Source organism: Vibrio sp. S457-15 (assembly GCF_000960545.1).
In the GTDB taxonomy this organism is placed as follows: domain Bacteria; phylum Pseudomonadota; class Gammaproteobacteria; order Enterobacterales; family Vibrionaceae; genus Vibrio; species Vibrio parahaemolyticus.
This window is the reverse complement of sequence record NZ_JYOQ01000177.1, coordinates 417,453-439,948: the sequence shown is the minus strand read 5'-3', so window position 1 is coordinate 439,948 and position 22,496 is coordinate 417,453. Positions and strand designations below refer to the sequence as shown.

Annotated in this window: 16 protein-coding genes; 10 read left to right on the top strand and 6 right to left on the bottom strand. The window is 45.0% G+C overall.

The window, feature by feature from the left end:
• The first annotated feature begins 74 nt into the window (after positions 1–74).
• The 8 genes from gltB to UF05_RS21645 all read left to right on the top strand — a co-directional run bounded on the left by gltB (position 75) and on the right by UF05_RS21645 (position 10,725).
• Positions 75–4,538, top strand: a complete 4,464-nt coding sequence (gene gltB, locus UF05_RS21680; RefSeq protein WP_025631867.1) for a glutamate synthase large subunit — start codon at positions 75–77, stop codon at positions 4,536–4,538.
• Between the two features lie 21 nt (positions 4,539–4,559).
• Positions 4,560–5,972 (top strand): FAD-dependent oxidoreductase, encoded by a 1,413-nt coding sequence (locus UF05_RS21675; protein WP_023584951.1) that lies wholly within the window; start codon positions 4,560–4,562, stop codon positions 5,970–5,972.
• 91 nt (positions 5,973–6,063) lie between these two features.
• Complete coding sequence (locus UF05_RS21670; protein WP_005497122.1) at positions 6,064–6,492, top strand: DUF1499 domain-containing protein; 429 nt, start codon at positions 6,064–6,066, stop codon at positions 6,490–6,492.
• A gap of 62 nt (positions 6,493–6,554) precedes the next feature.
• Entirely contained in the window at positions 6,555–7,250 is a 696-nt protein-coding gene (mtnN, locus tag UF05_RS21665; RefSeq protein ID WP_005461186.1) for a 5'-methylthioadenosine/S-adenosylhomocysteine nucleosidase, read from the top strand.
• A 12-nt stretch (positions 7,251–7,262) separates the two neighbouring features.
• A complete protein-coding gene (locus UF05_RS21660; RefSeq protein ID WP_045544869.1) occupies positions 7,263–8,216 on the top strand; it encodes a cobalamin biosynthesis family protein in 954 nt (317 codons plus the stop codon).
• Entirely contained in the window at positions 8,216–9,040 is an 825-nt protein-coding gene (gene btuF, locus UF05_RS21655; protein WP_045544868.1) for a vitamin B12 ABC transporter substrate-binding protein BtuF, read from the top strand. The genes UF05_RS21660 and btuF overlap by 1 nt, the downstream gene beginning before the upstream one ends.
• Positions 9,041–9,111: 71 nt before the next feature.
• Positions 9,112–9,732: a TRIC cation channel family protein gene (locus tag UF05_RS21650; RefSeq protein WP_005461192.1), complete on the top strand. Its 621-nt coding sequence runs from the start codon at positions 9,112–9,114 to the stop codon at positions 9,730–9,732.
• A gap of 132 nt (positions 9,733–9,864) precedes the next feature.
• The gene (locus UF05_RS21645; RefSeq protein WP_045544867.1) at positions 9,865–10,725 is read left to right on the top strand and encodes a LysR family transcriptional regulator; all 861 of its coding nucleotides are present in this window, start codon (positions 9,865–9,867) and stop codon (positions 10,723–10,725) included.
• On the opposite strand, the gene UF05_RS21640 is transcribed toward UF05_RS21645, so the two are convergent.
• Positions 10,661–11,440, bottom strand: coding sequence for a TSUP family transporter (locus UF05_RS21640; protein WP_031850002.1), 780 nt, complete (start codon positions 11,438–11,440; stop codon positions 10,661–10,663). The two genes, UF05_RS21645 and UF05_RS21640, sit on opposite strands and share 65 nt — an antisense overlap.
• A gap of 234 nt (positions 11,441–11,674) precedes the next feature.
• Between UF05_RS21640 and UF05_RS21635 the strand changes: the two genes are divergently transcribed.
• Together UF05_RS21635 and UF05_RS21630 are read left to right on the top strand one after the other, a co-directional pair.
• Positions 11,675–12,454 (top strand): hypothetical protein, encoded by a 780-nt coding sequence (locus UF05_RS21635; protein WP_045544866.1) that lies wholly within the window; start codon positions 11,675–11,677, stop codon positions 12,452–12,454.
• Positions 12,451–12,873, top strand: coding sequence for a hypothetical protein (locus UF05_RS21630; protein ID WP_045544865.1), 423 nt, complete (start codon positions 12,451–12,453; stop codon positions 12,871–12,873). Before UF05_RS21635 ends, UF05_RS21630 begins: the two co-directional genes overlap by 4 nt.
• A gap of 541 nt (positions 12,874–13,414) precedes the next feature.
• On the opposite strand, the gene carB is transcribed toward UF05_RS21630, so the two are convergent.
• From carB to secA, 5 genes are all read right to left on the bottom strand, one after another.
• Complete coding sequence (gene carB / locus UF05_RS21625) at positions 13,415–16,648, bottom strand: carbamoyl-phosphate synthase large subunit (RefSeq protein WP_005461228.1); 3,234 nt, start codon at positions 16,646–16,648, stop codon at positions 13,415–13,417.
• A 16-nt stretch (positions 16,649–16,664) separates the two neighbouring features.
• A complete protein-coding gene (gene carA, locus UF05_RS21620; protein ID WP_011105665.1) occupies positions 16,665–17,804 on the bottom strand; it encodes a glutamine-hydrolyzing carbamoyl-phosphate synthase small subunit in 1,140 nt (379 codons plus the stop codon).
• A 481-nt stretch (positions 17,805–18,285) separates the two neighbouring features.
• Positions 18,286–19,095, bottom strand: a complete 810-nt coding sequence (dapB, locus tag UF05_RS21615; RefSeq protein ID WP_015296233.1) for a 4-hydroxy-tetrahydrodipicolinate reductase — start codon at positions 19,093–19,095, stop codon at positions 18,286–18,288.
• 109 nt (positions 19,096–19,204) lie between these two features.
• Positions 19,205–19,603 carry an 8-oxo-dGTP diphosphatase MutT gene (mutT, locus tag UF05_RS21610; RefSeq protein ID WP_005461225.1) on the bottom strand — a complete coding sequence of 133 codons (399 nt, stop codon included), beginning with the start codon at positions 19,601–19,603 and terminating at the stop codon, positions 19,205–19,207.
• Between the two features lie 75 nt (positions 19,604–19,678).
• Positions 19,679–22,405: a preprotein translocase subunit SecA gene (gene secA / locus UF05_RS21605; protein WP_005461206.1), complete on the bottom strand. Its 2,727-nt coding sequence runs from the start codon at positions 22,403–22,405 to the stop codon at positions 19,679–19,681.
• Between the last annotated feature and the right edge of the window lie 91 nt (positions 22,406–22,496).

The following is a 22,496-nucleotide window of genomic DNA, read 5'->3' as shown; positions in this document are numbered from 1 at the left end:
GTTAGTCATCACTATCAACGTAAGCAGTGTTGATGTATCTGTCGGGATGACAGATAAGCAAAGGGAGAATTGCAATGGCTCTTTATGATCCAAGTCTTGAGAAAGACAACTGTGGATTTGGCTTGATCGCACATATGGAAGGCGAGCAAAGCCATAAGCTGGTTCGTACAGCAATTTCTGCACTTGACCGAATGACCCACCGTGGTGGTATTGCCGCCGATGGTAAAACAGGTGATGGTTGTGGTCTTCTTTTACAAAAGCCCGATTCCTATTTACGCCTTATCGCCGAAGAGAATGGTTTCAACCTAGGCAAACAATATGCCGTAGGGATGCTTTTCTTCAGCCAAGATCCGGTTAAAGCTCAATTATCTAAAGACATCGTCAATAAAGAACTCGCTCAGGAGACCTTAACGGTTGCGGGTTGGCGCGAAGTTCCAACAAATTCTGCAGTACTCGGCCCGATTGCGGCCAACTCACTGCCCAATATTCAGCAAGTCTTTATCTCAGCTCCAGCGGGCTGGCGTGAGCGCGACATTGAACGCCGTCTCTATATTGCCCGTCGCCGTATTGAAAAACAGATCACCGAAGATCCTGATTTCTACATCTGTAGCTTATCGACGCAAGTACTGGTGTACAAAGGTTTGTGCATGCCTGCGGATTTGCCTCGCTTCTACCTTGATCTTGCTGATCTACGCATGGAATCCGCTATCTGTCTGTTCCACCAGCGTTTTTCAACCAACACTCAACCTCGCTGGCCACTGGCGCAGCCGTTCCGTTATCTTGCTCACAACGGTGAGATCAATACCATTGAAGGCAACCGCCAATGGGCCCGAGCGCGTGCTTATAAGTTCTCTTCCCCATTGCTGCCCGATTTACAAACCGCAGCTCCGTTTGTAAATGAGACTGGTTCGGATTCTTCAAGTCTGGATAACATGTTGGATCTGTTCTTGGCCGGCGGCATGGATATCTTCCGAGCCATGCGAATGCTTGTTCCACCAGCATGGCAAAATCACCCAGATATGGATCCCGATCTACGAGCCTTCTACGATTTCAACTCCAAGCACATGGAGCCTTGGGATGGCCCTGCAGGGATCGTACTTTCCGATGGCCGCTACGCAGCATGTAACCTCGACCGAAACGGTCTGCGCCCAGCTCGCTACGTGATCACAAAAGACAAGTTGATCACGCTGGCTTCTGAAATCGGTATTTGGGATTACGCACCAGACGAAGTTGCGAAAAAAGGTCGTGTTGGCCCTGGTGAGTTGTTAGTTGTCGATACTCGTAAAGGTAAATTGTGGCAATCAAGCGAGATCGATAACGATCTCAAATCTCGTCACCCATACCGCGAATGGATGGAAAACAACGTTCGCAAACTAACGCCATTCTCTCAGTTACCTGAAGATCAAGTGGGTGAGCGAAGCTTCGATGAAGATTTGCTTAAGACCTATCAAAAGCAGTTCGCCATGACCAATGAAGAAGTGGATCAGGTTCTGCGCGTACTTGGCGATATGGGTCAAGAAGCCGTAGGCTCTATGGGCGATGACACGCCAATGGCAGTACTGTCTTCGAAAGAGCGTTTGGTTACCGATTACTTCCGCCAGAAGTTTGCTCAGGTCACCAACCCGCCTATCGATCCACTACGTGAAAAGCATGTTATGTCGTTAGCCACCAGTATAGGTCAGGAGATGAACGTCTTCTGTGAAACCGACGGCCACGCGCATCGAGTGACATTTGATTCTCCAGTGCTACTTTACTCTGACATGCAACAGTTGCTTGAGCTGGGTGACGATCACTACCGCAATACCATTCTCGACATAAACTACGATCCACAAGAGAAAGATCTCAAACAAGCGATCGATGACTTATGTGATCAAGCTGAACAAGTGGTGCGAGAAGGTACCGTTTTAGTGGTTCTTTCCGACCGCGCATTAGTCAAAGGCAAATTGCCAATTCCAGCCGCCATGGCTGTCGGCGCCGTGCAAACTCGCTTAGTTACAGCCAACCTTCGTTGTGATGCCAACATCGTCGCGGAAACCGCAACCGCACGTGACCCTCATCAATTTGCCGTATTGCTCGGCTTTGGCGCTACGGCAGTTTATCCGTATCTAGCTTATGAAGCGTTAGGCAAGTTGATTGACGATGGTGCCTTAGATAAAGACTATCGCGATGTTATGCAGAACTATCAGTATGGCATCAACAAAGGCTTGTACAAAATCATGTCGAAGATGGGTATTTCGACCATCGCCTCTTACCGTTGCTCACAACTGTTCGAAGCCGTTGGGTTGAGTCGGGAAGTGGTCGACTTGTGCTTTAAAGGCGTAACCACTCGCATCGAAGGCGCAAACTTTGATGATTTCCAACAAGATTTAACCAACTTATCCCGCAAGGCGTGGGCAAAACGTAAATCGATTGAACATGGCGGATTACTCAAATACGTACATGGCGGTGAGTACCATGCCTACAACCCTGATGTGGTTGGTACACTGCAAAAAGCGGTGAAATCTGGTGAAAGTAACGATTATCAAAGTTTTGCCAAACAAGTAAACGAGCGCCCTGTCGCGATGTTGCGTGACCTAATGGCACTGAAAAAAATTGACTCGCCATTGCCACTCGAACGAATCGAACCTAAAACAGAATTGTTCAAACGTTTTGACTCTGCGGCCATGTCTATCGGAGCGTTGAGCCCAGAGGCACACGAAGCACTTGCAACGGCGATGAACCGTCTTGGTGGTTACTCTAACTCTGGCGAAGGTGGTGAAGATCCTCGTCGTTTTGGCACCGAGCGGAACTCGCGAATCAAGCAGATCGCATCAGGCCGTTTTGGGGTTACGCCTCATTACCTAACCAATGCAGACGTACTGCAAATCAAGGTTGCACAAGGAGCTAAACCTGGTGAAGGTGGTCAGCTACCAGGGCACAAAGTCACGGCAGAAATCGCCAAGCTGCGTTACTCGGTGCAAGGGGTGACGTTAATCTCCCCTCCTCCACATCACGATATTTATTCGATTGAGGATTTAGCTCAGCTGATCTTCGACCTAAAACAAGTCAACCCGAATGCCCTAGTTTCGGTGAAACTCGTCTCCGAGCCTGGTGTCGGCACCATAGCCACAGGGGTCGCAAAAGCTTACGCCGACCTCATCACTATCTCAGGTTACGATGGCGGTACGGCCGCAAGTCCACTGACTTCGGTGAAATACGCAGGTAGTCCTTGGGAACTTGGCCTCGCAGAAACCCAACAAGCACTGGTTGCAAATGGCCTTCGTCATAAGATTCGTCTTCAAGTAGATGGCGGGTTAAAAACAGGGCTAGATGTTGTTAAGGCCGCGATTCTTGGTGCGGAAAGCTTCGGATTTGGTACTGCACCAATGGTTGCTATGGGTTGTAAATTCTTACGTATTTGCCACTTGAACAACTGTGCAACGGGAGTGGCAACTCAAGATGAAACCCTTCGTAAAGAGTACTTTAAAGGCTTACCAGAAATGGTAATGAACTATTTTACTGGCCTTGCCGATGAAGTACGTGAGTTACTCGCAGAACTTGGCGTAGAGAAACTGACAGACTTAATTGGTCGTACTGATTTACTTGAAGCCGTCGAGGGATTCACAGCGAAGCAAACCAAGTTGGATCTATCAAACATCTTAGAAGCTCCTATTTCAGCCGAAGGTCATCCACTATTTTGGACGGAGCCAAACAAACCGTTTGATAAAGCCGAACTCAACCAAAAAATCGTTGATGATGCCTTGAATGCTGTCGAAAACAGCCAATCAGCAAGTTTCTTCTACAACGTCATCAACACCGACCGTTCTGTTGGCGCGCGTTTATCTGGTGAGATAGCAAAACGCTATGGCAACCAAGGTTTGGCAGCTTCGCCAATCAAAATCTATCTAGATGGTACGGCTGGCCAGTCGTTTGGCGTTTGGAATGCGGGCGGCGTAGAGCTTTACCTCACTGGTGATGCGAACGACTACGTAGGCAAAGGCATGGCAGGCGGTAAGATCGCGATTAAACCTCACCTAGGCACTGCATTTAAATGTAACGAAGCCACCATTATCGGTAACACATGTTTGTATGGTGCAACAGGCGGCAAACTGTTTGCAGCCGGTAAAGCAGGAGAACGTTTTGGTGTTCGTAACTCTGGCACCATCGCAGTAATCGAAGGCGCGGGTGATAACGCTTGTGAATACATGACTGGCGGCATTGTGGCTATTCTTGGCGCCACAGGAGTGAACTTCGGCGCTGGTATGACGGGCGGGTTTGCTTACGTGTTGGATGAAAATCAAGACTTCCAAGGTCGTGTAAACAACGAATCGGTGGAAGCCATTTCACTGTCGGATCTATACATCCACCAAGAGCACTTGCGCGGCCTAATTGCGGAGCATCTCGAAGAGACTGGCTCTAGCCATGCAGAACATATTTTGGCGAACTTTGACGAATGGATTCCGAAGTTCTACTTGGTGAAACCTCAAGCGGCTGACTTAAACACGCTACTTGGTCACCAAAGCCGCAGCGCTGCTGAACTGCGCGTTCAAGCCCAATAAATCATGGAGGATGTTTGAATCATGAGTCAGAACGTTTACCAATTTATCGATGTTCAACGCGTAGATCCGGCGAAAAAACCAATTAAGATTCGTAAGATTGAGTTTGTTGAAATTTACGAGCCGTTCACGAAACAACAAGCAACAGCGCAGGCCGATCGCTGTTTGGATTGCGGTAACCCATATTGTGAATGGAAGTGCCCCGTCCATAACTACATTCCCCAGTGGCTAAAACTGGCGAATGAAGGCCGAATTTTAGAAGCCGTGGAACTTTCACACCAAACCAACAGCTTGCCTGAAGTGTGTGGCCGTGTGTGTCCGCAAGACCGTTTGTGTGAGGGTTCGTGCACACTAAATGATGATTTTGGTGCAGTCACGATCGGAAACATTGAAAAGTACATCACCGACAAAGCCTTTGAAATGGGCTGGAAACCTGACATGTCCAAAGTGGAGTGGACGGATAAAAAGGTGGCAATCATCGGTGCTGGCCCTGCTGGTTTGGCAGCAGCAGACATTTTAGTTCGCAACGGTGTAAAACCTGTGGTGTTTGACCGTTACCCAGAGATTGGTGGCCTACTTACCTTTGGTATTCCTTCTTTCAAATTGGAAAAAGGGGTCATGGAAAATCGTCGTCGGGTATTTACCGAAATGGGCGTTGAGTTCCGCATGAATGTGGAAGTCGGCCAAGATGTGCAGATGCAAGAACTGCTTGATGAATACGATGCGGTTTTCTTAGGTGTGGGCACATACAAATACATGCGCGCCGGTTTGGAAAATGAAGACGCGCCGGGCGTTTATGACGCCCTACCATTTTTGATTTCCAATACCTATAAGGTTATGGAGCTAGAACATAACCAACCGTTTATCGATATGGCTGGCAAAAAAGTCGTAGTGCTTGGTGGTGGTGATACCGCGATGGACTGCGTGCGAACTTCGATCCGTCAAGGCGCATCTAACGTGATTTGTGCCTACCGTCGTGATGAAGAAAACATGCCAGGCTCCCGTCGAGAAGTGAAAAATGCCAAAGAAGAGGGCGTGAAGTTCATGTTTAACCTTCAGCCTTTAGGTATTGAGGTTGATGCGTATGGCAAAGTTTCAGGCGTGAAAGTGGTCAAAACTGCTTTAGGCGAGCCTGATGACGCAGGTCGCCGTCGCCCAGAACCTGTAGAAGGAAGTGAACACGTACTGCCTGCCGATGCTGTCATCATGGCATTTGGTTTCCAACCTCATCAAATGAACTGGCTTACTCCGTTCAATGTTGAACTTGATCAATGGGGACGAATCAAAGCACCCAACAACCAAGAGTTTCAATATCAAACCAGCAATGAAAAGATCTTTGCTGGGGGAGACGCAGTTCGCGGTTCTGATTTAGTGGTAACCGCCATTGATGAAGGACGAAAAGCAGCAGAAGGCATTCTTGATTACTTAAACGTATAGCGTCGTACCAACACTCAAAAAGGATCCAAAGATTGGATCCTTTTTTCTTTTATTACATATAATTAAATTCCTCTGTTAAGGAATAGAACTCATGAAAAAAGCCGCTCTGATGCTCATCACTTTTCTCGGCTTAACCGCATGCAGCCAAGGAGTCACTTCGATGCCAGATAGAACTCAAACCCCATGTGGAAACAAACCTAACTGCGTTTCAACACAAGACCAACGAGAAGAACACCACCTCGAACCTTTTACTCTCACCGAATCCGCCACATTGGATGCAATTGAGCACGCAGCACTGCAACTATCGGGGGCTAAAACAGCAGAGAAAGATGGCAATTATCTGCGCATTGAATGCACATCTAAAATCATGCGCTTCGTGGATGATCTCGAATTAAAGATCGACGGGAATACTCTGATCGTGCGTTCAGAATCACGCGTAGGGTATTCCGACTTTGGCGTCAATCGAAAACGGGCCGAGCAATTACGAACCGAACTTTCTAAAGCAGAACTCATCAAATAGAAAACTGCTGACAGGGAGTGCTATACTCTCGCCGATTAAATATTTTACCTAAAGAGAGTGCTATGAAAGTTGGTATCATCGGGGCGATGGAACAAGAAGTGACCATCCTGAAAGAAGCTATGACAAACTGCCAAACCGTAAACAAAGCAGGTTGTACGTTTTTCTCTGGTCAAATTAACGATGTAGATGTAGTGCTACTACAATCTGGTATCGGTAAAGTTGCTGCGGCAGTTGGTACAACAATTCTTCTTGATGAATACCAACCAGATGTGGTTATCAACACAGGTTCTGCTGGTGGTTTCGATTCAAGCCTAAATCTAGGTGACGTAGTCATTTCTACAGAAGTGCGCCACCACGACGCAGACGTGACCGCTTTTGGCTATGAAATAGGTCAAATGGCTGGTCAACCAGCAGCATTCAAAGCGGATGAAAAACTGATGGACCTAGCGGAAAAAGCACTCGAGCAAATGGCGAATACACATGCCGTTCGCGGTTTGATCTGTACGGGCGATGCGTTTGTTTGCACGGCTGAACGCCAAGCGTTCATTCGTGAAAACTTCCCATCCGTTATTGCGGTTGAAATGGAAGCATCAGCTATTGCTCAGACTTGCCACCAGTTCAACACACCATTTGTTGTTGTACGTGCTATCTCTGACGTTGCTGATAAAGAATCACCAATGAGCTTTGAAGAATTCCTGCCTCTAGCAGCAAAAAGCTCTTCAGAAATGGTATTCAAGATGCTGGAACTGGTTAAGTAATCCAAGTCATTCATGGAAGAAATTTTTCAGCAATTCTATGCTAACGGTGCGCTCCTCGTAATGTGGGGCGCATTACTGTTTCACCTGATCCTCCCTATTCCTCATTCCGCTCACCCTGCGACTTTATGGCGCAAGGTAGCCGAACAATTAGCAGAGAAAGTAAATAACCACCATAGCTATTCACAAAGCATTCTCTCAGGAAGCCTCGCTCTTATTTTGATGACATTGCCGTGTTTGGTGCTCTTAATTGCTCTAAAGCCCTTAGTTTGGCAAGAGCCTCTGTACGAACTTGCCTTGTTACTATTAGCGTTAGATTGGAGGAGTTGCGAAACCCTCACCAAACAACTTGCCCTCGCCTTGTCGCGTGAGGATAAAACGCGCTGTCGCGAGCTACTCAAGCCTTTTGTGAATCGTGATACCGAAACGTTGTCGCTTGTCGGTATAGGTAAAGCCGGATCTGAAACCATCATTATGGGCTTTGGTCGCAATGTAGTGTGTGTACTGTTTTGGTATGCCATCGCAGGTGGGATTGGTGCGCTCATGTACCGCTTAACCATGGAGCTAGCACGAGCTTGGTCTCCTAGCCGTCGTCAGTATGCGCCATTTGGGAAACCAGCCATTCAAATCGTTGCCGTTTTAGAGCTCATTCCATTGAGATTATTTGCCCTACTGTTGCTTACTGGTCACAATATGTCCGCAGTGCTTAATGGACTCAAACAACAAGCGAAATCTTGGCCATTGCCAGGACCAGCTTGGTTGCTGTGTACTATCGGTAATAAGTTCCAGCTTTCGTTAGGAGGCCCAGCTCTATACCAAGGCGTCAGAGCAGAACGCACCAAGATTGGTGGACGCATTGTGCCTTCTGCTATTCATCTTGCACAAATCCAAATTTTGCTGGTTTGGCGCATCTTTGCTTGGATTGTGATTCAAAGCTTTATTCTAGGACTGATTTATCAAGGATTATGATGAACAAAATTTTCCTATCCCTCCCCCTTTTCTTCTCCTCTCTTACGATGGCGAACGAACCCGTTGAACGAGTGATCAGTTTAGCGCCTCACGCCACAGAGATAGCTTATGCTGCTGGCTTAGGTGACAAACTGATCGCTGTGAGTGAGATGAGTGATTATCCAAAGGAAGCTGGCGAACTGGAGAAAGTATCCAATTACCAAGGCATGAAGTTGGAACGCATCATTGCCCTTCAGCCCGATCTCGTCATTGCTTGGCCTGCGGGTAACCCCGCCAAAGAGCTAGAAAAGTTAAAACAATTTGGCGTACCTATCTACTACTCAACCACGGGTACTTTAGAAGACATCGCAAATAATATTGAGCAGCTGAGTCAATACAGTGATGATCCATCAAAGGGTCAAAAAGCAGCGCGGGACTTTAGAGAGGGGCTAACTGCTCTCAAAGCGAAATACAACACCACAGAGAAAGTCCGCTATTTTTATCAACTCAGCGAAAAGCCGATCATTACTGTGGCAGGTAAAAACTGGCCGAGCGAAGTATTTAACTTCTGTGGTGGTGAAAATGTATTTGCCAATACAGCAGCACCCTATCCTCAAGTCAGTATCGAGCAAGTGATAACACGTCAACCTGAAGTACTCTTCACCTCTCGTCATGCTATGAGTGATGATGGAATGTGGGCTCAATGGAAAAATGAACTGCCAGCTCTGCGCAACAATCATGTTTGGTCACTCAATTCTGATTGGATAAATCGCCCAACACCACGCACACTCAATGCGATCATTGAAGTGTGTGAACACTTTGAAAGCGTTAGACGAAAACGCTAACGTTTTCGTTGGAAATACCGTACAATTTCCGCCCATTTTTGTTCTCACACTTTTTATAGGTACCAAGTAACATGGATTCCATGCTGCTTTATATGATCGATTTATTCGGTACAGCAATCTTCGCTGTGTCTGGTGTTTTACTCGCTGGCCGATTAAAAATGGATCCCTTCGGTGTTATCGTCCTAGGCAGCGTGACTGCCATTGGCGGTGGCACTATTCGTGATATGGCACTTGGTGCGACCCCCGTCTTTTGGATTACCGATACCACTTATCTTTGGGTTATCTTCATCACCTGTTTGTTAACTATGATCTTGGTTCGCAGACCAAAACGGTTAGCTTGGTGGGTTTTACCCGTGTGTGACGCCATCGGTCTGGCCGTATTTGTGGGAATTGGGGTAGAAAAAGCGCTCGCCTACAACGCCTCAGGCATGGTTGCCGTGATCATGGGTGTAATCACCGGTTGCGGTGGCGGCATAATCCGAGATGTCTTAGCCCGAGAGGTACCTATGGTGCTAAGAAGCGAAGTCTACGCCACAGCCTGTATTATTGGTGGCATCTTCCACACGATGGCTGTAAGTATGGGTTACGATCATTCCACAGCCCTGCTCGCAGGTGTTATCTCAACACTGGTGATTCGCCTTGGTGCGATTCGTTGGCACTTATCTTTACCTACTTTCGCCATCAACCGCTAAGCAATTCAAGTACAGCTTTCAATCTAAAGAGCCGACTTTATCTCGGCTCTTCGCATTTTAATTAACACGATTCGCTTATCCCTCAGCAATTCGTTAAATTATCCGTCTCATTCCTAATTTTCATTAATTGCTATGTTATTAGAAGGCATTGAAACGTTACTTGTACTAAGTAAAGAAAAAACCATGAGCCGCACTGGTAGTCAGCTGTACATCAGCCAATCTGCGGTGAGTAAACGTATCGCCAATTTAGAAAAAAAGTTAGGAAAGAAACTGATCGAGCCAAACGGCAGACACATTAAACTAACCTCGGATGCTCTGGCCCTTATCAATACGATAGAGCCCACATTCAATGAGTTACGAGGACAGATTTACGATCAGCAAGAGCTCGAAGATACGTCATTAATAAAAATGGATTGCTCAGAAACTCTCGTCGCAGGTTATCTGAGTATGATTATGGAAGAGCAACTGGCACGCGATCCTTATCTCAGAATCTCTACCAATCACACTCCGAGAATCGTTGAAAACGTAAAATCAGGGCGAGCGACCCTGGGATTCTGCGCTGGTTACTTACCTTCTCATCACGGTTTGATGAGCGTTCATCTCGCCGATGAGCCTTTCTCTATAATAAGTAAGCACACGCTAACTCAATTACCAAAAGCGATTTTAACTAACGATTTGAATAACCCAGCCAATACATATCAGCAAGCCATTTTGTCCAAGTACGAAATCCAACCTTTGATGGAGATGGACTCCTACACTGCGGCAGCGCAATTAGCTTTAAAAGGTATGGCACCAGCACTAATACCTAAATCCATCATCAAAACACTCAACATCGCATCAAATTTTTGTTTTGAATTCGAAGAACTAGAGCCTCTAATTCGCCCAATACACATCTGTCTTCGCCACAACACATACCGCAATCAGCGAATTAAAACAGTGTTAGAAGCCATTGCTGATGTTGTTGCCAAAGAAGTTTTGTTGCCATCAGCATAGACATGGTAATCACTAGAGGTCGAATCCACTTTTGACCTTTGGTAACCACCACTTTTGCGCCAAGTTGAGCGCCAATAAAGCCACCGATCGCCATCGTCAAACCAATTTCCCATACAGGTAACCCTGCTAGAACGAAAAACGACAATGCAGCGATGTTCGAAGTGAAATTCAAAATCTTAGTTCGTGCTGTTGCATCCACGAGGGAAAAGTGGCCAAGAGCAACAAAGCACACAGTAAAAATCGAGCCCGTACCGGGGCCAAAGAAACCATCGTAGAAACCAACTCCACCACCAATACATAATGCAAACATCGCTTCGGCAAGTTTTGGTTCTCCATCGATCTTTCGAGTGCTTGGTGCGAGTAAAAAATAAAGAGAAATCGCAATTAGAAGAACAGGAATCAAACTGGTGAGTACGCTAGCATCAATAAACTGAACAGCCTCGGCACCGATTGCAGCGCCAATAAAAGTACAGAGTATCGCGAAACGCATTTCCTTTAGGCTGACAATACCGTTACGCACGAAATACCAGCTAGCCGAGAAGCTGCCAAACGAACTTTGTAACTTGTTGGTTGCTAGAGCTTGAGTCGGACTCAACCCCGCAGCCAAAAGCGCAGGAAGCGTGAGGAGCCCTCCACCACCAGCCATTGCATCGATAAAACCAGCCACAGATGCAACCAAAAACAACGCGGTTAATACTTCTAAAGTAAGCTCCACTTACACTTCCTTGTTCAAAAATACGAAAAGAGCTAAACGGTAGCACTTAACACCTCAAACTAAAAAGGAAAGTCGAGATATGAACCTATTCCATATTTTCACCTTTGCGAAAATTTCATTTATATTTTCATAAAAAAAGGAGGCTTGCCTCAAGATTATACATAAAAATAGTATTTTCATTGCCTATGAAATGCTAGTCAGGTCTAATATCATTACGAATTCATGGAGAAAAACATGTATCCTGCAATACAACAAGACAAAACGAGCAACGCCAAAGAAATACATATATTATCAGTTAATACACTCGACTCTTTAATTAGCATTAACATCAAGAGGAAAGATATAGTATCAAAATGGACAATTCTAAAAGATAAATTTGATAATACTGCCAATTACTATGCAACAGCAGATGACCTTGTATTTTTATCGAGATTAGCTAATAACCTAACCGGTGCTGTAAACCCCGTCCATATCAATTATTATTCAGGCCAAGCACATTTTGTATTTACAGGAACTCCTGCACTAAAAATAAAACTAAGAGTGTTAGGTTCTCGTGCCCCAACGCCAATAATCGCAAACTTTGCTGTTGGTTCAAAACAGGCAATTCAATCGATAAAAAGTGGCACAATTATTACGGTAGTGTTAGTTAGTTCTTTCAGAGCACTAGAATATTTCTTTTCAGAAAACAATAAAGCCACACTATTAAGTCTGTTTGGAACAATAACTGGTGACATCATAAAACTGGGAATTTCATCCGCAATAGCAGCAATTGCTGTAAAAGGAATTTCTGGAGCGACTACTATTTTTGCTCTAACTTCTGGCCCATTATTTTTAGCTATAGGTGTAAGCTTGGTTGTCGGGAACATTTTAAACCACATTGATAATAAATATGAGATAACCCAAAAATTCAAACTAGCACTAGAGAAAACATTGAATGAATCACTAAAACAAGAAGAAATGAGAATCAACGATGTGATAGGTAGAAGTTACATAAAGAATGGGGTATTTTTATGAAACAAGAAGATGACTTGGATTTAACATCAACACTTTTGATATCATTGTTATTTCTTTTATTAGGCTTATCGTGCATTTACTTCTTTTACAACGATGTAATTAACTATATAAAATATATATATAACAAAGATGAAGTTATAGTCATTTCTCAGGGCGCACTTTATGGACTATTTGGAAGCTGGATATTTATATCTTGTTTTATTTTTTTAATAACTGTATTTTTAAATAAAAGAAAGTTATCACACAAAAAAGAAGCACTTTTCGTAAGGGTTATAATTTCCTTTTCAATCATAACAATTGTAGCGCCAACTGCACTTATGTTTCTTACTAAAGAACACTTAATAAAACAAGGTTATTCTTTTTCGATTGACGAAGACAAGTCTTGGTTACAAGATAGAGTTTATATTTTTAAAAAGTAACTGGTATCAATATTTCAAACCAGAGCATTTGGTACATTAAAAAGTACTTTTCTTTTTGGAAGGTATAAAACTTAGTCACACATAAGAAAATTTAAAATAACGCAGAAAATCCATTAAAATAATTAACATATCAAGAGTATATTTTTACATTTAACACTGAGACCATACCTGAAAATAAAATAATAATTTAAAATAAATAAGCCCATTTCATTCAATGAATAGAATTCATTGCATATCTTTCTATTATGATTCGTAATCATAGTTATCATTTCCCCTCCGAATATTCTTTAAAAAAGAGGGGCGCATTTCAGAGAAAATACACTGGATTACCACCAAATCAATCCCCTCTCACTTGTTGTATCAATTTTATTAAAAAATAGTGGTTCTCCATAACAAGTTTAGCGCTGTACAAAGCCTTAGATATCAAAAGCTCTTAGCACGCTTCAATTAGGTAGGCCTAAAATAAAAAAGCCCGCTCAAATGAGCGGGCAATGAGGTTGTCATATAGGCCCTATTTACCGGGCTTATTGATTTTTATCTATTACGCTTCCAGACTCGCTTTTACTTTAGCGTGTAGCTCCTGAACAGAAGTTACTGACGCTTTTGCATCAGCAGTGTGAGACATACACGTTGCAAACGCAGCGTTTAGCGTTGTTGTGTAGTTCACTTTCTCTGCTAGAGCACCGCGGCGTAGAACTTTCGAATCTTCAATAGCTTGACGACCTGCAGCCGTGTTCACAATGTAGGTGTATTCGTTGTTCTTGATGCGGTCAAGAATGTGTGGACGACCTTCATGTACTTTGTTTACCAGGCGAGGGTTAATACCCGCTTCACCAAGGATTACAGCAGTACCGTGAGTCGCATCCAATTGGTAACCCAATTTTACTAGCTTAGACGCAAGGTCAACAACACGCTGCTTATCACCTTCACGAACAGAAAGTAGCGCACGACCACCTTCAGGGTACACACTGCCACAGCCAAGCTCTGCTTTTGCGTAAGCTTCTGCAAACGTTGCACCAACACCCATCACTTCACCTGTTGAGCGCATTTCAGGACCTAATAGAGGGTCAACGCCAGGGAACTTATTGAAAGGTAGAACGACTTCTTTGACTGAGTAGTAAGGAGGAATAATCTCTTTAGTGAAACCTTGTGATTCCAGAGATTGACCCGCCATTACACGTGCAGCGATTTTCGCTAGTGGTGCACCTGTCGCTTTCGATACGAATGGTACCGTACGCGCAGCACGAGGGTTTACTTCAATTAGGTAAACTTCGTTGTCTTTTACTGCGAACTGCGTGTTCATCAGGCCACGTACACCAAGTTCGAACGCCAGCTTCTCAACTTGCTCACGCATCTTGTCTTGGATTTCTTGGCTTAGTGTGTAAGCAGGAAGCGAACATGCAGAGTCACCAGAGTGAACGCCCGCTTGCTCAATGTGCTCCATGATGCCGCCGATAACCACGCGCTCACCGTCACAGATAGCGTCGATATCCACTTCTGTTGCATCATCTAGGAATCGGTCTAGTAGAACTGGAGATTCATTCGATACGCTTACTGCTTCGTTGAAGTAACGACGCAAGTCTTGTTCATCGTAGACGATTTCCATCGCACGACCACCCAAAACGTAAGATGGACGAACAACGAGTGGGAAGCCGATTTCACGAGATTTCTCAACCGCTTGCTCCATCGCCGTTACTGTTGCGTTTTGTGGTTGTAGAAGACCTAAACGCTCAACTGCAGCCTGGAAACGCTCACGGTCTTCTGCGCGGTCAATCGCATCTGGGCTAGTACCGATGATTGGCACGCCTGCAGCTTCTAGTGCGCGAGCCAGTTTAAGTGGCGTTTGACCACCGTATTGAACAATCACACCTTTTGGCTTTTCAACGCGGGCGATAGACAACACATCTTCAAGAGTTACTGGTTCGAAGTAAAGACGGTCAGATGTATCGTAGTCTGTCGATACTGTTTCTGGGTTACAGTTCACCATAATGGTTTCGTAGCCATCTTCACGAAGCGCTAGTGATGCATGTACACAACAGTAGTCGAATTCGATACCTTGACCGATACGGTTTGGACCACCGCCCAGTACCATGATCTTGTCTTTATCTGTTGGGTTTGCTTCACACTCTTCATCGTAAGATGAGTACATGTAAGCCGTATCAGAAGAGAACTCAGCCGCACACGTATCCACTCGCTTGTAGACAGGGTGGATGTCAAACTGGTCACGTAGACGACGGATTTCGCTTTCAGCCACACCTAACAGTTTAGATAGGCGCGCATCAGAGAAACCTTTACGTTTCATCTGGCGTAGAACTTCTTCTGTTAGACCAGCAAAGCCACCGGCTTTCACTTGCTCTTCTAGTTTAACTAGCTCTTCAATTTGAACTAGGAACCAGCGATCAATGTTCGTCAGGTTAAACACGCCATCCACTGACATGCCCGCACGGAATGCATCTGCGATATACCAGATACGCTCTGCACCAGCTTCTTTTAGTTCGTGACGAATCTTAGTCAATGCGTCAGGTGCATCTAGGTCAACCATCTCATCAAAACCAGTCGCGCCAACTTCTAGGCCACGTAATGCTTTGTGAAGAGATTCTTGTTGGTTACGACCAATCGCCATTACCTCACCAACTGACTTCATCTGAGTCGTCAGTCGATCGTTAGCGCCAGCAAATTTCTCGAAGTTAAAACGAGGAATCTTGGTCACTACGTAGTCGATAGTAGGTTCGAATGATGCCGGAGTTGCACCACCTGTAATGTCGTTTTGCAGCTCGTCTAGAGTAAAGCCAACAGCCAGTTTCGCCGCAATCTTAGCGATTGGGAAACCTGTTGCTTTTGATGCCAGAGCAGAAGAACGGGATACACGTGGGTTCATCTCGATGATAACCATACGGCCATCTTTCGGGTTGATACCAAACTGTACGTTTGAACCACCTGTCTCAACACCGATTTCACGCAGAACCGCTAGCGATGCATTACGCATTAGCTGGTATTCTTTGTCAGTCAGAGTTTGCGCTGGAGCAACCGTGATTGAGTCACCGGTGTGGATGCCCATTGGGTCGAAGTTTTCGATTGAACATACGATGATACAGTTGTCCGCTTTGTCGCGAACCACTTCCATTTCGTACTCTTTCCAGCCGATTAGCGATTCATCGATAAGAAGTTCGTTAGTCGGAGAAAGATCCAGACCACGACGACAGATTTCTTCAAACTCTTCTTTGTTGTACGCGATACCGCCACCCGTACCACCCATGGTGAACGATGGACGGATGATACAAGGGAAGCCAACCATGTCTAAAACTTTGTAAGCTTCTTCCATCGTCTTCGCAGTATCAGCACGAGGACACTCAAGGCCGATAGACTTCATTGCTTTATCGAAGCGAGAACGGTCTTCTGCTTTATCAATCGCATCAGCGGTAGCGCCAATCATCTCTACGCCGAATTCAGCAAGAACGCCGTGCTTCTCTAGATCTAGCGCACAGTTAAGCGCCGTCTGACCACCCATTGTTGGCAATACTGCATCTGGGCGTTCTTTCTCAATGATCTTGCGAACAACTTCCCATTGAATCGGCTCGATGTATGTTGCATCTGCCATTTCAGGGTCTGTCATGATGGTTGCTGGGTTAGAGTTAACTAGAATAACTCGGTAGCCTTCTTCACGAAGAGCTTTACACGCTTGTGCGCCAGAGTAGTCAAACTCACATGCCTGACCGATAACAATCGGACCAGCACCAAGAATTAGAATACTTTGAATGTCAGTACGTTTTGGCATTATCTACTACTCCGAATTAAGCGCTGTGTTTTTTGATGAGTTCGATAAAGTGGTCAAATAGCGGTGCCGCGTCGTGTGGACCTGGGCTCGCTTCTGGGTGACCTTGGAAACTAAATGCTGGCTTGTCTGTGCGGTGAATACCTTGTAGAGAACCGTCAAATAGTGATACGTGAGTCGCACGTAAGTTTTCCGGTAATGTTGCTTCATCTGCCGCAAAGCCGTGGTTTTGCGAAGTGATCATCACAACGTTACGCTCTAAATCTTTTACTGGGTGGTTCGCACCGTGGTGACCAAACTTCATTTTCACCGTTTGCGCACCCGACGCTAGCGCCAGAATCTGGTGACCTAGACAGATACCAAAAATTGGTAGGCCTTTTTCTAGGAACACTTTGGTCGCTTCAATCGCGTAGGTACATGGTTCTGGATCACCAGGCCCGTTCGATAGGAACACGCCATCTGGATTCAGAGCCAAAACTTCTTCAGCAGAAGTTTCTGCAGGAACAACCGTTAGGCGGCAGCCGCGGTCAACCAACATTCGTAAGATGTTGCGTTTTGCGCCGAAGTCGTAAGCAACAACGTGGTATGGCAACTCGCTGTCGTCTTTCGCTTCTGGAAGTCCACTCTCAAGCGTCCACGAACCTTGTTTCCATTGATACGCTTCTTTTGTTGTAACCTCTTTCGCAAGATCCATACCTTTCAAACCAGGAAATTCTTTTGCTTTCGCTAGCGCCAAAGCTTCGTCTAGATTGTTACCAGCTACGATACAACCGTTTTGAGCACCTTTTTCACGCAGGATACGAGTTAACTTACGCGTGTCGATGTCTGCGATGCCGACGATGTTTTGCGACTTAAGATAATCAGAAAGGGATTGTTCATTACGGAAGTTAGAAGCGATAAGAGGGAGATCGCGAATCACAAGGCCTTGTGCATGAATGGAAGAGGATTCTTCGTCTTCGGAATTGGTTCCGGTATTGCCAATGTGAGGGTAAGTAAGAGTAACGATTTGCTGAGAATAGGAAGGATCAGTGAGGATTTCTTGATACCCCGTCATCGAGGTATTGAAAACGACTTCACCGACGGAAACGCCATCTGCCCCAATGGACACTCCGCGGAACACTGTCCCATCTTCTAGGACTAACAGTGCTAATTTACTCAAGACAACCTCCAGAATAAAAATGCAAAAAAAATAAATCAAACTGCAATCATGCCTTCCTTTACCTATAAAATTTACATAAATAGGTATTTCAGACAAATTGGCGGTATTCTAAAGATGGACTGCAAACCTGTCAACACACAATGAAAAATAAATTATCTTTTTCTAAAGAGTAATAGCATTTACTAGCAATAAGCCCCAAAAACACAAGTTTCCACCACCTGCAAACTTTGAAGATGGTTCTTTTTTTAGATTTTACAAATTTGAACTTTTTATAGATCACAAATTTTTATGAGATTTTCACGCAAACGTTAATCACAATAAAACAACATCAACTTTTAAGCAGTTAAGACAAATAAAGCAACCAAGCCAGCAAAAATACACACAAACAAGTTCAAAACTGACGCTCTACAATACTCATTTTATTTACATAACTTTCTTCAAATACAAAAAAGCCGGCTTACGCCGGCGAATAATTATGTATTTAAAGCTCATTCAAACCAAGCACATCGGTCATGGTATAAAAGCCCGCCGGCTTGGAATGTAGCCACACAGCAGCCTTCACGGCACCATTAGCAAAAGTCATGCGGTCTGTCGCTTTGTGCGTTATTTCGACTCGCTCACCAATATCAGCAAACATTGCTGTGTGCTCGCCGACAATGTCACCTGCACGAATGGTTGCAAAACCGATTTCATCTTTAGTACGCTCACCAGTAATGCCTTCACGCGCATACACCGCAACATCACTTAACTTGTTGCCCATAGCGCCAGCAATCGCCTCACCCATACCAATCGCAGTACCTGACGGAGCATCAACTTTATGGCGGTGATGAGCTTCGACAATCTCGACATCGCAGTAATCACCCATTACTTTTGCAGCTTTCTCAAGCAACTTAAATACTAGGTTCACACCAACAGAGTAGTTAGGCGCCATCACAACAGGTACGTGCTTCGCAACTGCATCAATCAGTGCTCGCTCTTCTTCACTAAAGCCAGTGGTACCAATTACGATAGACTTCCCATGCTGTTTACATAACTCTAAGTTCGCTAACGTACTTACTGGAGCGGTAAAGTCGATAACAACATCAAAATTGTCGACCTCTTTCTCTAGGTCATCGGTCAGGAAAACATCGAACTTTCCTTCACCACAAAGTTCACCGATATCAACACCGACGAGCGAAGATTCTGGACGTTCTGAACCTGCCGTTACAGATGCATCTGGGTTTATGTGCGAGGCTTTGACTAGGTTGCGACCCATACGGCCAGCAGCTCCTGCGATTGCAATACGAACCATTGCGCTTTCTCTCCTTCTCTGGATAACGAGGCTTCTCGTTCTCTTTCGTTTCGCTGAATCTTTTTAAACTAACAACATACTGTGTTAACCACAAGCACGTTCATTGGGCTTAAGCAAACTCTTTTACGACACGTTGTAAGATAGGCACGTTCGCTTCAGGGAAGGTGTAATCCCCTAATTCACCAACTGCGACCCAGCGCCCTTCTTGACCTTCTCGACCATAAGGTTCGTTCTCGAACTGAGAGACGGTAATAAAATCAAATTTTAGTGACTTATCTGGGTAATCGTATTCAAGGTGTTCAAACGGTGCTTGTTCAATCACTCGAATCCCCACTTCCTCTTCAAGCTCACGAACCATCGCTTGTTCAACTGTTTCTCCTAGCTCGACTTTACCGCCCGGAAACTCCCAAAAACCACCTTTATGTTTATCATCAGGACGTTTAGTAATAAAGATTTGCGACTTATCTTGATTGAAAATGATCGCTGCAACAATGTGAATTCTTTTCATGGATATTTACCTAGGATCTATCGATACAAAAAGAGCCGCCTAAGCGACTCTTTCTTATTAAGTTATCAAGTTAGATTAATTGATCTGACCGTGACACTGCTTGTATTTCTTGCCACTACCACATGGACAAGGTTCGTTTCGACCTACTTTACGCTCATCACGAACAACAGGTTGATTTGAGCCCTCAGACTCTTCACCATCAGCCAACTGATTTTCCGCAGCTGCATGCTGAGCCTGCGCACGACGAGCAGCTTCTTCTGCTTGTGCACGACGTTGCTCTTCCATACGCTCAACTTCTTCTTGCTGTTGAACGCGGACACGAGACAGAACAGTAATAACGTCAGTCTTTAGCGCTTCAAGTAAACCTTCAAACAATTCAAACGATTCACGTTTGTACTCTTGTTTCGGGTTCTTTTGTGCGTAGCCACGTAGGTGGATACCTTGACGCAGATGATCCATCGCCGCCAGATGCTCTTTCCAAAGCGTATCGAGTGTTTGAAGCATCACTGATTTTTCGAAGTTACGAAGCACTTGTGCACCCACAACTTCTTCTTTCGCTTTGTATACTTCAACGGCTAGGCTGATAATCTTCTCGCGCAGCGCTTCTTCGTACAGTTTGTCGTCTTCCTCAAGCCATTGCTTGATTGGCGCGTCTAGATCGAAATCTGCTTTCAAACGTTCTTGAAGACCTTCCACATCCCACATGTCTTCTAGAGATTGTGGTGGAATGTATTCGTCGATGATCGCTGTGAGCACATCTTCACGGTTTTGTTCAATCATGTCGCTGATATCGTCAACGTTCATGAGCTCATCACGCAGTTCGTAAACCACTTTACGTTGATCGTTCGCCACGTCATCGTATTCAAGAAGCTGTTTACGGATGTCGAAGTTGCGACCTTCCACTTTGCGTTGTGCTTTTTCAATAGAACGAGACAACATTTTAGATTCGATTGCTTCGCCTTCTTCCATACCGCTTTGAATCAAGCTTGCCATACGATCTGAAGTGAAGATACGCAGTAGTGAATCTTCCATCGATAGGTAGAAACGAGATGAACCCGCATCACCTTGACGACCAGAACGGCCACGTAACTGGTTATCGATACGACGAGATTCATGACGCTCAGTACCGATGATGTGCAGACCACCAGCATCTAAAACTTGATCGTGAACTTTTTTCCACTCAGCTTTGATTGCGTCGATTTGCTCTTTCGTTGGATCTTGTAGTGATTCAACTTTTGCTTGCCAGCTACCACCTAGCACGATATCTGTACCACGACCCGCCATGTTTGTTGCGATAGTTACCGCACCAGGCATACCCGCTTCAGCAACGATTTCCGCTTCTTTCTCATGGAACTTAGCGTTCAAAACGTTGTGTTTGATCTTCGCTTTCTTCAAGGCGTTGGAGAGTAGTTCTGATTTTTCAATCGATACTGTACCAACCAATGTTGGCTGACCTTTCGCAACGCGCTCTTTGATATCTTCAATGATTGCAGCAAACTTCTCAGCTTCAGTACGGTACACCACATCCGGCATATCGTTACGAATCATTGGTTTGTTGGTTGGAATAACAACAGTTTCTAAGCCATAAATAGATTGGAACTCAAACGCTTCAGTATCCGCTGTACCAGTCATACCAGACAGTTTCTCGTATAGACGGAAATAATTCTGGAATGTGATAGAGGCTAGCGTTTGGTTTTCGTTTTGGATCTTAACGCCTTCTTTCGCTTCGACAGCTTGGTGAAGACCTTCTGACCAACGACGACCTGGCATTGTACGACCAGTGTGTTCATCAACGATCACAACTTCGCCGTCATCGTTAACGATGTAATCCACATTACGCTCAAACAGCACATGTGCTCGTAGAGCAGCATTTACGTGGTGAAGCAAGCTGATGTTCGCAGGTGAGTACAATGTATCACCTTCTTCCATCAAACCATTTTTAACCAATAGCTCTTCTACGTATTCTTGACCCGTTTCAGTCAAGTGAACTTGTTTTGATTTTTCATCAACAGTGTAGTGACCATCGCCACGATACTCTTCAGAATCTTCTTTATCTTGCTTCTGTAGGTGTGGGATAAGCAGGTTGATTCGAGTGTAAAGTTCTGAACTGTCTTCTGCCGGACCAGAGATGATCAAAGGAGTACGAGCTTCATCGATAAGGATTGAGTCCACCTCATCGACCACAGCAAAGAAACGTTCGCGCTGAACACGGTCTTCATTGCGGAAAGCCATGTTGTCGCGCAAGTAATCGAAACCAAACTCGTTGTTTGTTCCGTATAGAATATCAGCTTGGTACGCTTCTTTTTTCGCTTGAGGAGGCATGTTCGGCACGTTAACACCCACCGTCATACCTAAGAATTCAAATAGCGGACGGTTTGTCTCCGCATCACGTTTAGCGAGGTAGTCGTTGACCGTAACAACGTGTACGCCTTTACCAGGAAGTGCATTTAGGTAAGCAGGAAGAGTTGCCGTTAGAGTTTTACCTTCACCCGTGCGCATCTCTGCGATTTGGCCTGCATTTAGAACCATACCGCCGATGAGCTGCACGTCGAAGTGACGCATACCGTATACACGTTTAGACGCTTCACGAACAGTAGCAAAAGCTTCTGGAAGTAGCTTATCAAGAGTTTCGCCTTGCTCTAGGCGCTCACGGAACTCAACAGTTTTCGCTTTAAGCTCTTCATCTGAAAGTGCTTCAAATGTTGGTTCGTAGTTATTGATCTCTTTTACAATTTTTCTAAGGCGGCGCAGTGTTCGGTCGTTGCGACTGCCAATTACTTTTGTCAGTAGCTTAGTTATCATTTTTCGTGAATCTCTCTTTAATCAGACCGTTCCCGATCTACTCGTAATGCCTTCAGTCTCTGCCAGTTTGGAACTAAGAATACTGAGATAA